14 protein-coding genes are annotated in these 12,228 nt (G+C 47.9%); all 14 read right to left on the bottom strand.

Annotation, left to right across the window (positions count from 1 at the left end; genetic code table 11):
- Positions 1 to 7 precede the first annotated feature (7 nt).
- The gene (locus Q0852_RS07665) at positions 8 to 721 is read right to left on the bottom strand and encodes a protein phosphatase CheZ (protein WP_299016195.1); all 714 of its coding nucleotides are present in this window, start codon (positions 719 to 721) and stop codon (positions 8 to 10) included.
- Between the two features lie 36 nt (positions 722 to 757).
- Positions 758 to 1,129, bottom strand: a complete 372-nt coding sequence (gene cheY / locus Q0852_RS07660; protein WP_299016373.1) for a chemotaxis response regulator CheY — start codon at positions 1,127 to 1,129, stop codon at positions 758 to 760.
- A gap of 54 nt (positions 1,130 to 1,183) precedes the next feature.
- Positions 1,184 to 1,906, bottom strand: a complete 723-nt coding sequence (locus tag Q0852_RS07655) for an RNA polymerase sigma factor FliA (protein ID WP_299016192.1) — start codon at positions 1,904 to 1,906, stop codon at positions 1,184 to 1,186.
- Positions 1,899 to 2,786, bottom strand: coding sequence for a MinD/ParA family protein (locus tag Q0852_RS07650; protein ID WP_299016189.1), 888 nt, complete (start codon positions 2,784 to 2,786; stop codon positions 1,899 to 1,901). Before Q0852_RS07650 ends, Q0852_RS07655 begins: the two co-directional genes overlap by 8 nt.
- Positions 2,779 to 4,428 (bottom strand): flagellar biosynthesis protein FlhF, encoded by a 1,650-nt coding sequence (gene flhF / locus Q0852_RS07645; protein WP_299016187.1) that lies wholly within the window; start codon positions 4,426 to 4,428, stop codon positions 2,779 to 2,781. Before flhF ends, Q0852_RS07650 begins: the two co-directional genes overlap by 8 nt.
- An 83-nt stretch (positions 4,429 to 4,511) precedes the next feature.
- On the bottom strand, positions 4,512 to 6,608 hold the full coding sequence (gene flhA, locus Q0852_RS07640; RefSeq protein ID WP_299016185.1) for a flagellar biosynthesis protein FlhA: 2,097 nt from the start codon (positions 6,606 to 6,608) through the stop codon (positions 4,512 to 4,514).
- A 157-nt stretch (positions 6,609 to 6,765) separates the two neighbouring features.
- Positions 6,766 to 7,896, bottom strand: coding sequence for a flagellar biosynthesis protein FlhB (flhB, locus tag Q0852_RS07635; protein WP_299016182.1), 1,131 nt, complete (start codon positions 7,894 to 7,896; stop codon positions 6,766 to 6,768).
- Position 7,897: 1 nt separating this feature from the next.
- Complete coding sequence (fliR, locus tag Q0852_RS07630; RefSeq protein ID WP_299016178.1) at positions 7,898 to 8,680, bottom strand: flagellar biosynthetic protein FliR; 783 nt, start codon at positions 8,678 to 8,680, stop codon at positions 7,898 to 7,900.
- 34 nt (positions 8,681 to 8,714) lie between these two features.
- The gene (gene fliQ / locus Q0852_RS07625) at positions 8,715 to 8,984 is read right to left on the bottom strand and encodes a flagellar biosynthesis protein FliQ (protein WP_007466483.1); all 270 of its coding nucleotides are present in this window, start codon (positions 8,982 to 8,984) and stop codon (positions 8,715 to 8,717) included.
- Positions 8,985 to 9,003: 19 nt separating this feature from the next.
- Positions 9,004 to 9,855 (bottom strand): flagellar type III secretion system pore protein FliP, encoded by an 852-nt coding sequence (gene fliP, locus Q0852_RS07620; protein ID WP_299016172.1) that lies wholly within the window; start codon positions 9,853 to 9,855, stop codon positions 9,004 to 9,006.
- Entirely contained in the window at positions 9,842 to 10,249 is a 408-nt protein-coding gene (gene fliO, locus Q0852_RS07615; protein WP_299016169.1) for a flagellar biosynthetic protein FliO, read from the bottom strand. The genes fliP and fliO overlap by 14 nt, the downstream gene beginning before the upstream one ends.
- 8 nt (positions 10,250 to 10,257) lie before the next feature.
- Positions 10,258 to 10,650, bottom strand: a complete 393-nt coding sequence (gene fliN / locus Q0852_RS07610) for a flagellar motor switch protein FliN (protein ID WP_299016166.1) — start codon at positions 10,648 to 10,650, stop codon at positions 10,258 to 10,260.
- 16 nt (positions 10,651 to 10,666) lie between these two features.
- Positions 10,667 to 11,719 (bottom strand): flagellar motor switch protein FliM, encoded by a 1,053-nt coding sequence (fliM, locus tag Q0852_RS07605; protein ID WP_299016163.1) that lies wholly within the window; start codon positions 11,717 to 11,719, stop codon positions 10,667 to 10,669.
- A gap of 7 nt (positions 11,720 to 11,726) precedes the next feature.
- On the bottom strand, positions 11,727 to 12,221 hold the full coding sequence (fliL, locus tag Q0852_RS07600) for a flagellar basal body-associated protein FliL (RefSeq protein WP_299016160.1): 495 nt from the start codon (positions 12,219 to 12,221) through the stop codon (positions 11,727 to 11,729).
- Between the last annotated feature and the right edge of the window lie 7 nt (positions 12,222 to 12,228).

Raw genomic sequence — 12,228 nt, 5'->3', positions numbered from 1 at the left:
ATTTCCCCTAAAATCCTAGACTCGACAGCAAGTCGTCAACGTCGTCCTGAGAAGACATGACATCAACACGCTCTTCACTGTTGACGATTGGCCCTTCCGGACTAAGCACACACTTTTCAACCGCGGCTTTGTCTTCTTGTTCCATGCCAAAGGCTTTAAGGATTTCAACTAATTGATCTTCCACTTCATGTACCAATTCGATAACACGACGTATTATCTGGCCGGTCAGATCCTGAAAATCCTGAGCCATTAATATCTCGGTTAATTGGCTGCGAAGTACAGTGCTGTCTTTTTCTGCCTCAACCAGCAAACGGTCAATTTCATGGCATAGCAACTTAAATTCATTTAACCCGATTTGCCCTGTCATCAATCGCTTCCATTGAGGCTGAATCTCAAGCAGGGTGTCATTCATCCTGTCAGCGATAGGCTGTATGCTATCAACGGCATCCATTGTTTTGTTCGCAGCGGATTCCGTTCTATCAATAACAAACAACAAACGGTCACGGGCATCAGGAATTTCGTTTTTCGCTATTTCATTGATACGGGGATCAAGACGAAAATTTGCCAACGAGTCATGTAACTGGCGGGTTAATTTACCCACTTCGGCATAAACAGGATCGCGGCTGTCGGACACTAATGTCTGGACCAGCATGTTGGCTTCATTCTGCTTCCCGCCTTCAAGCAAGCTTACAAGCTGTTTAGCCTGATCAAGTGAAATCATTATAGTTATTACCCTTTACGCGCCTGACGGTCGAAATTACTGCATACGCTCGAAGATCTTGTCTAATTTCTCTTTTAGTGTTGCGGCAGTAAATGGCTTAACGATATAACCGTTAACGCCCGCCTGCGCAGCTTCAATAATCTGCTCACGTTTTGCTTCAGCGGTGATCATCAGAACCGGCAGATGCTTCAATTCGTCATCAGCACGGATGTGCTTCAGCAAATCAATCCCCTGCATGCCTGGCATGTTCCAGTCGGTTACCACAAAATCAAACCCACCTTTTTCCAGCATAGGTAGCGCAGTCAATCCATCATCCGCCTCCTGGGTATTGTTAAAACCCAGATCACGTAGCAAGTTTTTAACGATACGGCGCATTGTTGAGAAGTCATCAACAATGAGGATTTTCATGTTTTTATTCAAAGTTGCCTCCACTGAGGTCACAGTGTTTTTATCTAATGTATATTAAGCAGCCCAAACCTTAAGTTTGGATCGCAAACGTTGCATTGCCTGACTATGAATCTGGCAGACCCGAGATTCACTCACCCCGATGACTGCACCAATCTCTTTGAGATTGAGCTCCTCATCATAGTAAAGAGACAGGACCAACGCCTCTCTTTCAGGCAGAGTCTTAATGGCTTTAGCCAATGATTGGCGAAAATTATCATCCACTACACCCTGAAATGGAAGATTTTCGTCAAGAGATTGCTCACTTGCTATGGCATCTTCCGATACACCCAGATCATCCATACCTATTAAGCGACCACAATTAACATCATTTAAGGCCTGGTGATACTGTTCGAGTGTCATTTCGAGATGTTCGGCAATTTCCTGATCATTTGGGTCACGCCCAAGCTCATTTTCCAGAAAAGAAATCGCTTCCGTAATCCGCCGGCTATTCTTGTAAACCGAACGAGGGACCCAATCCCCGCGCCGGATATCATCAAGCATTGCGCCGCGGATCCTGATCCCGGCAAAAGTTTCAAAACTAGCACCTTTGCTGGGGTCATAATTCTGCTGTGCTTCCAGGAGGCCAATCATACCAGCCTGGATTAAATCTTCTAACAAGACATTAGGTGGAAGTCTTCCCATCAAGTGATGGGCTATGCGCTTTACCAATGACGAATAACGCTCAATAAAGGCACTCGGACTTTCCTGATAACGTCCGTATGTCAGTGCTTTATTCACCAATAGAAACCTCTTCTGGTGCTCGCTTGACCAATAACTTCTCAACGAAGAATTCAAGATGACCAGCAGCACTGGTTGGTACCGGCCAGGTCAAGGCCTTCGTCGCCAAGGACGAAAGGGCTAATGCGGCCGGGCTACGCGGAAATGCATCAACCACAATTTTTTGACGCCTTACCGACTGACGAACACGGTCATCAAACGGCACACAGGCCACCAATTCCAGGTTCGCATGCAAAAAGCGTTCGGTAACGCGGGTCAGCTTGGCAAACAACTCGCGACCTTCACGATAGCTACGAACCATATTCGCAACAATCTTAAATCGCTGAACATCATATTCACAACTCAGGATCTTAATCAACGCATAAGCATCGGTAATTGAGGTTGGCTCATCACATACCACAACCAGCACATCCTGGGCTGCACGGGAGAAACTGAGTACCATATCAGAAATACCCGCTGCCGTATCTACCAACAGAACATCAATGTCATCTTCCAGGCTACTGAAAGCGCGAATTAATCCCATATGCTGGGTGGCCGATAGTTCTGCCATTCCCTGTGTCCCAGAAGAGGCAGGGATAATCTTCACACCGTACGGGCCTTCCACGATAATATCTTGCAAATCACAAACGCCAGCCAGTACATGGGACAAGTTGCGTCCGGCATGTAGCCCCAGCATAACATCAACATTGGCAAGTCCGAGATCGGCATCAAGCACCATCACACGCTTGCCCTGTTTGGCCATGGATATTGCCATGTTCAAAGTTACGTTGGTTTTACCCACCCCACCTTTACCGCCCGTAACAGTAATGACCTTAGTTGATGATAATTTTGTCATGCGGCGTAAACCGCTCGCTTGATCGTACATTGGGTTCTCAATCATAAAAGTCTGCCGCCTGATGTTCTGAACTATCACTACTCCAGAAATGAGAACGCTGGCTCAATTCTTGTTCTAGTAATTCATTCGCACGCGCTACCAGGTAGTCACCGGTTGCCACTTTAATGTCTTCAGGAACTCGCTGCCCATCCGCCAAATAAGCGATCGGTAGTGCATTCTGAATTGATACACATATCACTTCTCCCAAACTCAGCGATTCATCAAGCTTGGTCAAAACGCAACCCGATAGAGGGATACGGCGAAAATGTTCAATAGTTTCATGAAGTACACGGCGCTGTGCCGTCGAAGGCAGAACCAGATAACTGCGGATCTGCGAACCACTACTCTGCATCAGGGTGTCAAGCTGCTCCGATAGGCGAATATCACGCTGCCCCATACCCGCGGTATCAAGCAAAACCAGACGTCTGTGTCGCAACTGATGAAGTATATCAGCAAGTTCTTCAGCATCTTTGGCCACTCTTACCGGACAACCCATAATTCGCCCATAAGTCGCCAGTTGCTCATGGGCACCGATACGGTAAGTATCCGTGGTGACCAAGGCGATATCATCCGGGCCAAACTCCATTGCTGCTCGTGCCGCCAACTTAGCAATCGTGGTTGTTTTACCCACGCCAGTCGGCCCTAGCAAAGCAACGACTCCCCCATTTTCAAGGATACAGTCATTGGTTGTAATAATTTGATCAGACAGCAAATCTAACAGAGCCGGCAAAGCTTCATGAGCCGGTACATCCTCTGGAATATAACATGCCAGCTGATCGGATAACTCTGGGGATAATCCCATTTTTTCCAGGCGCTTAATCATCATCGCCCGCATCGGTTCACGACGTTCTACTTCCTGCCACATCAGGCCGGAAAGCTGATGCTCCAACAAGTGACGAATCGATGCCATTTCGTTACACATCATGTCCAGCTCATCACTCGAATGACTGCTGGCTTTCGGATCATAACGGGTCGGATCCAGACGATTGCCTTCACGGCTATTCTTTGCTTGGTTATTGTTTCCAAGGTGACTGCCACGCGAATAATCAGAGCGCATTTCCTGGTTTTTAGCTTGCGGGCGACAGTAATCACCAAGATCCAGCTCATGCTTTTGCTGGCGCTGGCCATAACGTGATGGCTCATTATTACCTGGCTGACGATGGTCCTGGTGCAGCGCACTACCGCTACCATACCCTGCCCCCTGCTGAGAATAGTTACTCGGCGCAGAACGGCGTTCAGGTCCATCGTAATTACGAGCGGCAGGATCTTGTCCTTGCTGTTTCGACTGACGTTTAAGCAATGCCGACAGTGAATCCACTTCTGTTTCTGCAGGGCCATCCTGCTGACTGTCGCCAGTATAATTCTGCAGCACATTAGCAAAGCGGTTAACATCTGATTGTTTCAACTGCACTTTGTCATCAGCCAGCTTACGCTTGGCCTGACCTAACCGCTCCGCCAGAGCGTTACGAGTAGTTAGCTGCGAAACCTGTGGCTGTTCATTAGAACCGTCAGTATCAACCGCAGCGACAATCTCGACACCGCCGGTCACTTTTTTATTCGACATGATCACCGCATCAGCACCGAGTTCTTCTTTGACTTCATTCAGTGCGGCTCGCATGTCCTTGGCAAAAAATCGCTTAATTTTCAATCTTTTCTTCCCGTTTTATTACGCTCATGCTTACGGCATCTTTCCCGCCAAGCTAGCCAAATCGTACAGTATCGATTCTAACCTTAATTACCCACAGCGTTTACGATACGTATCTGCTTTTCATCAGGTACTTCCTGGTAAGAAAGCACACGCAGCGATGGGATAGTGTTTTTGACAAACTTGGCAAGCGTTGACCGTAACACACCGGAAGTCAGTAATACGGCAGGCTCTCCTTTCAGCTCCTGTTGCTGAGTGGCCTCGGTCAATGAGCGCTGCAGGCGCTCTGCCAGCCCTGGTTCAATACCGGAAGACTCACCTCCGGCAGACTGCATAGTTTTATGCAATATTTGTTCCAGCTCAGGAACCAGAGTTATCACTGGAAGCTCTGGCTCTATGCCATTGATTGCTTGGCAAATTAGTCGTTTCAAGCCGATTCTGACAGCAGCAGTCAGGATGTCAGAATCTTGACTCTTCGATGAGTACTCAGAAAGCGTCTGGACAATTGTCCGAATATCACGAATCGGGATACCTTCATGCAGCAGGTTCTGCAGCACTTTAACCACCACACCCAACGACAGCTGATCCGGAACAAATGCCTCAACCAGTTTAGGTGTTGTCTGGCCGAGCATTTCAAGTAAGTTCTGCACTTCTTCATGACCCAGCAGCTGCGAAGCACTGTTAGTAAGAATCTGGCTCAAATGGGTAGCCAGCACTGTTGCTGAATCTACCACGGTATAACCCAGTGCCTGCGCATGCTCACGCTGCGCTTCCATAATCCATACGGCATCAAGGCCAAATGCCGGGTCAGTTGTTGCTTCACCGTCAATGGTGCCAAACACCTGTCCCGGGTTAATTGCCAGTTCCATATTCGGATGAATATTAGCCTCACCGCAAGTGACGCCCATCAGGCTTATACGATAAGTATTTGGCGGTAACTCCAGATTATCACGAATATGGACAGGCGGGATCAGGAAACCAAAGTCCTGAGATAACTTCTTACGAACCCCTTTGACTCGATCAAGCAGCTCACCGCCTTGCTCTTTATCTACCATTGGTATTAGACGATAACCAACCTCAAGCCCAACAATATCAACAGGCTGGACATCATCCCACGATAGTTCTTTCTGGCTTGGCTGGGCGGCCAGCTCGGTTGACGGCTCTTCAGCTTCAGCCACAGCCGCAACTTGCTGTTTCTTGATCTGCCAGTAGGCAAGACCACCGATCATTGCAGCCAACAACAAAAAAGGTATATGAGGCATCCCCGGAACAATCCCCATCACAAACAGGATCACCCCGGTGATAATCAATGCTTGAGGATTGTTGAACATCTGGAACACCATCTGTTGCCCCATATCCTCGTCAGTATTTTGACGAGTCACCATCATTGCCGCACCAATAGATAGCAGCAATGACGGGATCTGAGCAACCAGACCATCACCAATGGTCAGCAGGCTGTATATTTCTATCGCATCACCAAAAGCCAGACCGTGCTGGCCCATACCGATAACCAAACCACCGATAATGTTGATACAGAGGATCAGGATACCGGCAATCGCATCCCCTTTTACGAATTTAGACGCACCGTCCATTGAACCGTAAAAATCAGCTTCCTTGGTTACCTCAAAACGGCGGGTTCTGGCCTGCTCCTGGTCAATTAACCCGGCATTAAGGTCAGCATCGATTGCCATCTGCTTTCCCGGTAAAGCATCAAGGGTAAAGCGTGCACTAACTTCCGAAATACGGCCAGCACCTTTGGTAACAACCATGAAGTTAATAATCATCAAGATCAGGAAGACCACAAGACCAACGGCATAGTTACCGCCAATCACCACCGAACCAAACGCATCAATGACCTGACCGGCCGCATCAGAACCTTCATGACCGTATAGCAAGACCACACGGGTTGATGCAACGTTCAAAGCCAGACGCAGCAAAGTGGCAATCAGAAGAACAGTAGGGAAAGCGGCAAAATCAAGTGGACGACGGGTATAAACGGTAACGAGTAACACCACCAGCGCCAGCGCGATATTGAAAGAGAAAGCCATATCCAGCAAGAGCGGAGGCATAGGCAGCACAACCATCGCCAAGGTTGACAAAACCATGACGGGGGCGCCTATTGATGGCATAGACTGTAAGCGCGATAAAGGCAATTTATCCGCAAATGGTATCGAAAGCTTCATTCAATCTAACTATTTTTGAGGTGATGATTCTAAGAAGTACCGAGCATTCTAGCCCTTTCAACTCCAACCAGGAACCTTCAAAGCAATAATCATACCTCTTTGAACGCCAAACTTTTGACATGCATACAGTTATACCGCTATCTCAACCTCAATAATTTTAATGGCGGAGCTCTGGCGGGATATTCGTCACTTCTTTCGACAGCTGCGGCTTTTGTCCGCGCCCTTTGCGGTATTGCTTCAGCTGGAAAATATATGCCAAGACCTGGGCCACTGCGGTAAACAGACCGTCAGGGATTTGTTGCTCAAGTTCTGTCGTGTGATAAATCGCACGAGCAAGTGGGGGCGCAGGCACAATATCAATCTCATTATTGTTGGCAATTTCCCTGATTTTAAGTGCAATATGGTCAACACCTTTGGCAATAACTATCGGTGCCGAATCTATTTTCGGATCATAACGCAAGGCTACCGAGAAGTGCTCCGGGTTGGTAATCACAACATCAGCCTGCGGCACATCAGCCATCATCCGACGCTGGGCCATTTCACGTTGCAACATCCGAATCCGGCCTTTAACCTCCGGTTTACCTTCAGAATCTTTGAATTCGTCTTTCACTTCCTGCTTTGTCATTTTCAGCTGTTCATTGTGTTGCCAAATCTGATAGGGAATATCAATAGCTACCACTATCAGCAGCGAGCAACAAATCAAAAGGACAAATCCGGATAATATATCAAGCGCATGAAACATGTTCTGCGGGTAGATTTCAACGCTGAGCTGGAAGAAATCTTCCAGACTGTCATTCATCAGATAAAAAGCGACGCCAGCAACCAGCGAAACTTTAAGGATCGATTTGATAAGCTCGACAATACTCTGCTTGCCAAGCATCCGCTTGAAACCACTAATCGGATTGATTTTTGAAAGTTTCGGGCTTGCAGCCTCGGTCGAGAAGCTGATCCCGCCAAGGCCGACCGCACCTATAATCGCAGCCACAAACAAAAAAACCAACACCAACACCAGCGGCAGAGCAACATGCCAGACCGATGAGGTAATGACAAAAAAGAGTTTATTGAGGTCGTAAATCTCTTCACGAGTGAGCGAAAACATATTCATCATGACTTCGGCGAGTCCCTTACCCAGGATTTCACCAAACCACATCAGGCTGACGGCACCTGCCACCAACACAACAACTGAAGCTAATTCTCTTGAGCGCGGTACTTGCCCCTTTTCCCGCGCCTGCTGAAGCCTTCGGGGTGTGGCGTCTTCGGTACGTTCCTGACCATCAGCATCTGACATATCAACAATCTACCCTAATTAAACTACAGATTTGGCTAAAGCCCACATCCCAGTTGTGTTCATACTGCGGCACCATCGCAGCAACCAAGAACCAACTAATCACTAAGCCAAGCAGCAAAGCAAACGAAAAGCCCAGAGAGAAAATATTCAGCTGCGGTGCGGCACGGGTCATAACACCAAACGATAGGTTTACAGTCAGCAAAGCGATGATCCCGGCCAAAGCCATATTCAGCCCAGCTTTGAACATATGACCAAACCAGCCCGCTAGTTGATAATAATCCACAGGCTGGAACATTGCCTCACCAATAGGCAAAGTCTTAAAGCTCATTACTACTATATTCAGCATGGCCAAGTGGCCGTCAGTGGCAAGAAACAGCATAATAGCCAAAAACAGATAAAACTGGCCCAGTACCGGTGTGTTCTGGCCATTAGCTGGGTCGACCATAGAAGCAAAGCCCAAGCTCGACTGCATACCGAGGATCTGACCTAGTAAGACAAAGGTCTGGGTGACAAACTGAGTTACCAGCCCCATCGAGACACCGATAATAACCTGCTGAGCGGTGATCAGAAACCCGCCAACAGACAACAGTTCATACTCTCGAGGAACCTGAGGCAACATCGGCATCACTGCGAAAGTAATCGTCAGCGAAAGATAAAATCTGATCCTTGCCGACACAAAACGAGCGCCGAAAAAGGTCATCACCATCAACATTGCCGAGATCCGTGTCAGCGGCCAAAAGTAATTGGCGATCAACTCCAATAACAGGGTCGATGGATAAGACATCCGGCTACTCACTCATCTAGGTCAATTAACAGCGCTAATACAACAGCTGCGGGATCTGCTCGATAATGCGATAGAAGTAGTCCATCAGCATCTGCGTCATCATATGGCCAAAAAACATCAAAGCCAGCAAAGTAACAATCAATCGCGGCAAGAAACTCAAAGTCTGTTCGTTGATCGATGTGGCCGCCTGGAAAATAGCCACCACCAGACCGATCAAAAGGCCCGGTACCACAATGGCACAGACCATCAACAAAACCATGTACAACGCGTCTTGGAAAATTTCGACAAACGCTTCAGGTGTCATTATGTGCTCCCCTTCAGCATTACGTGCCGAAACTGCCAGCCAGTGTCGACAGTATCAAGTTCCAACCATCAACCAGGACAAACAACATCAACTTAAATGGCAAGGATACAATCATCGGTGACAACATCATCATACCCATTGCCATCAATACTGACGCCACCACAAGATCAATGATCAAAAATGGCAGGAACAACATAAAGCCAATCTGAAATGCCGTTTTAAGCTCCGATGTGATAAATGCAGGGATCAGCACCGTCATCGGCACTTCCTGCGGATCGGTAGCATCCGAGCCCGACATGTTGACGAAACTTTCTAAATCCTTGACCCGCGTCTGCTTAAGCATAAACGCCCGCAATGGTGCCTGAGCCGCAGTCAGTGCCTGCGGGGCTGTCATCTGTTCATTGAGGTAAGGCTGAATCGCCTCGTTATTGATACGATCCAGCACCGGTGACATGATGAAAAACGTCATGAACATTGCAATACCGATGATCACTTGGTTCGACGGCGTCTGCTGCAAACCCATCGCCTGCCTCAAAATCGACATCACAACCACTATCCGAGTAAAGGATGTCATCAAGATCACGATAGCTGGCAAGAAGCCCAACGCCGTCATCAGCGCAAGAATCTGCAAAGTCACCGAATAGTCTTCGCTGCCATCAGGGTTCACCGTAACAGAAAAAGCAGGTATCCCGCCGCTTCCGCCGGTCGTCATCAGGCGCATCGCCCCCGACTCATTCTGCATCTTACTGACAGTGACACTGTTGCCAACAGCCGAAGACAAACCAGGGTCTTCAGTTTCAGCCATAGCAGGGAACGTCAGAACAAGACTAAAAACCGCCAGGACAGCGGCCAGAAAACTATTTCTTATCATTCTTTTTCAGTAACTTATTTAAGTGAGCGGCAAACTCACCACCACTTTGTTCCTCTTCCATGGACAACGGCTGATCCAGCTTGCTCAACAATGAAATATTCTGCTGGGTTACACCCACCAGCAACTGCTCATCCCCAACCTGCAACAATACAATTCGCTCACGTTGCCCAACAGGCAACTGGCGAATAATTTTAATGGAACCATCTGCACCCTGGATCCCTGGCAACTTCATCCGCTTGAGCACCCAGGCCAGGAATAAAATCAGCATCACTACCAGAATAAGCGCAGCCAGCGTAGTCGCGATATTCATTTCATTGGCAGGCGCAGCCAAAGCCGGCATGCTGATTGATGCGAACAACAGCGCAGCAACCAACCTCGCTAGAGAGCTTTTCATGACCAACCTTAACGCAATTTCTTAATACGCTCGGTCTGGCTGATCACATCAGTCAGACGAATACCAAACTTATCATTGACCACGACCACTTCGCCGTGAGCAATCAGAGTACCGTTAACCATTACATCCAAAGATTCACCGGCAACACGATCCAGTTCAACAACTGAGCCCTGGTTCAACTGCAGTAAATTACGGATACTAATTTGTGAGCGTCCGACTTCCATCGAAATTGTCACGGGAATATCCAGAATCGTATCAAGCTTTCGACGTTCATCTTCAGTAATAGGCGCACTATCATCAGTCAGCTCTTCCAGCGGTGCTGGCTGGGCACTTTCATCAATTGCCTGTTCAGCTATTGCCGCAGCCCAATCATCGGCAATTTGTTGATCATTTTGAGACATAAACTACACCTGTTATCTAATCGTCATCGTCGTCATGCAAACTAAGCAGCGCCGAACCAAGTTCATCACGGTCAAGGAATGCCAAATCGGTTTTCACCATATCAGGCCGCTTGAGTTTTTCTGTTATTTTAAGCGCAACATTATCACCCGACTTACCCATCTTAGCCCGGTATGACGGAAGATCTTCTACAAACACTGTTGTCGCTTCCGGCATATCAATCGGGATCACATCACCCGGCCGCAGCTCCATCAAATCTCTCAATGACAAGTCTACATCCATCAGCTTGGCGCGGATATTAACTGGCACATCCATGATTTCATCACGCAATGCCTTGCTCCAGCGCACGTCGGTATCCATCTTGTCACTCTGGACACCAGCATCAAGTAGTTCACGGATCGGCTCAACCATCGAGTACGGCATCACTACGTGGAAATCACCACCACCACCGTCAACTTCAATATGGAATGAGCTAACGACGATCACTTCCGTCGGGCTAACAATGTTGGCCATCGTCGGGTTGACTTCCGAATCAAGGTATTCGAAGTCAACCCCCATCACCGGAGACCAAGCCTCACGATAATCCTCAAACACCAACTTCAGCAACATCTGGACAATACGTCGCTCGGTAGGCGTAAACTCACGCCCTTCAATCTTGGCATGGAATCGCCCATCACCACCGAAGAAGTTTTCCACTAGAATGAAAACCAAGCGAGCTTCCATGGTGATCAGCGCCGTCCCTTTCAACGGACGAAAACGCACCATGTTCAAACTTGTCGGTACATAAAGAGTATTCTGATACTCCCCGAACTTAATCATCTGTACGCCATTAATCGACACTTCTGCGGTTTTTCGCAGCATGTTAAACAAGCTGATCCGCATATGGCGCGCAAAGCGTTCGTTGATCAGCTCAAGGGTGGGCATCCGCCCACGAACAATCCTGTCTTGCGATGAGAAATCAAACTGGACAACACCCGCACCAAGTTCCAAGCTGGAACCCTGATCATCTTCAACGTCATCAACACCATGTAACAGGGCATCAATTTCGTCTTGAGTTAATAAGTCACTCACATTCAGCCTATTGCATTACAAAACCAGTGAAGAGTACGCGTTCAACCACTTTCTGACCAGATACTTTTGTCAATGCATTTTGCACCGCAAACAATGCCTGCTGGCGCAGATGTGTCCGACCATTCGATGTTCGCAACTGATCTACGGTTGCTGCGCCAAAAGTCTGCAGCAACGTACTCTCGATTAACGGTATATGCTGGTTGGCCGTGGCCTCATTACTGTCACCACGCACCATCAGCTGTACTTTTACCTGAACCAGGCGATCACGTTGTTCACCCGTCACATTAAAGATAAATGGCTGTGGCAGAATCACATAATATGCCGGCTCTACTTTTGCCGACTTCGTCGTCTCGACAGTCTCGGTCACTTCCTCATCCGAAGATAAATCATCACCCATCATAAACCATGCACCGACACCACCGCCGAGCAACAATACAACAACGACAGCTATGACAATAAACAGCTTTTTTTTACTGCCTGAATTTTCTGTGCCCTCAGCCATAATATTT

This window comes from uncultured Photobacterium sp. (genome assembly GCF_947502415.1).
GTDB lineage: Bacteria > Pseudomonadota > Gammaproteobacteria > Enterobacterales > Vibrionaceae > Photobacterium.
Note: the sequence above shows the minus strand (reverse complement) of the source record. Positions and strands in the feature narration are given on the sequence as shown.

What these genes read in the sequence shown, in the direction of transcription:
- Q0852_RS07650 (WP_299016189.1), bottom strand. Translation starts at nt 2,786, where the DNA reads ATGATTGAGAACCCAATGTACGATCAAGCGAGCGGTTTACGCCGCATG.
- fliQ (WP_007466483.1), bottom strand. Translation starts at nt 8,984, where the DNA reads ATGACACCTGAAGCGTTTGTCGAAATTTTCCAAGACGCGTTGTACATG.
- fliO (WP_299016169.1), bottom strand. Translation starts at nt 10,249, where the DNA reads ATGAAAAGCTCTCTAGCGAGGTTGGTTGCTGCGCTGTTGTTCGCATCA.
- flhA (WP_299016185.1), bottom strand. Translation starts at nt 6,608, where the DNA reads ATGAAGCTTTCGATACCATTTGCGGATAAATTGCCTTTATCGCGCTTA.
- flhB (WP_299016182.1), bottom strand. Translation starts at nt 7,896, where the DNA reads ATGTCAGATGCTGATGGTCAGGAACGTACCGAAGACGCCACACCCCGA.
- fliR (WP_299016178.1), bottom strand. Translation starts at nt 8,680, where the DNA reads ATGTCTTATCCATCGACCCTGTTATTGGAGTTGATCGCCAATTACTTT.
- cheY (WP_299016373.1), bottom strand. Translation starts at nt 1,129, where the DNA reads ATGAAAATCCTCATTGTTGATGACTTCTCAACAATGCGCCGTATCGTT.
- fliP (WP_299016172.1), bottom strand. Translation starts at nt 9,855, where the DNA reads ATGATAAGAAATAGTTTTCTGGCCGCTGTCCTGGCGGTTTTTAGTCTT.
- fliN (WP_299016166.1), bottom strand. Translation starts at nt 10,650, where the DNA reads ATGTCTCAAAATGATCAACAAATTGCCGATGATTGGGCTGCGGCAATA.
- Q0852_RS07665 (WP_299016195.1), bottom strand. Translation starts at nt 721, where the DNA reads ATGATTTCACTTGATCAGGCTAAACAGCTTGTAAGCTTGCTTGAAGGC.
- fliL (WP_299016160.1), bottom strand. Translation starts at nt 12,221, where the DNA reads ATGGCTGAGGGCACAGAAAATTCAGGCAGTAAAAAAAAGCTGTTTATT.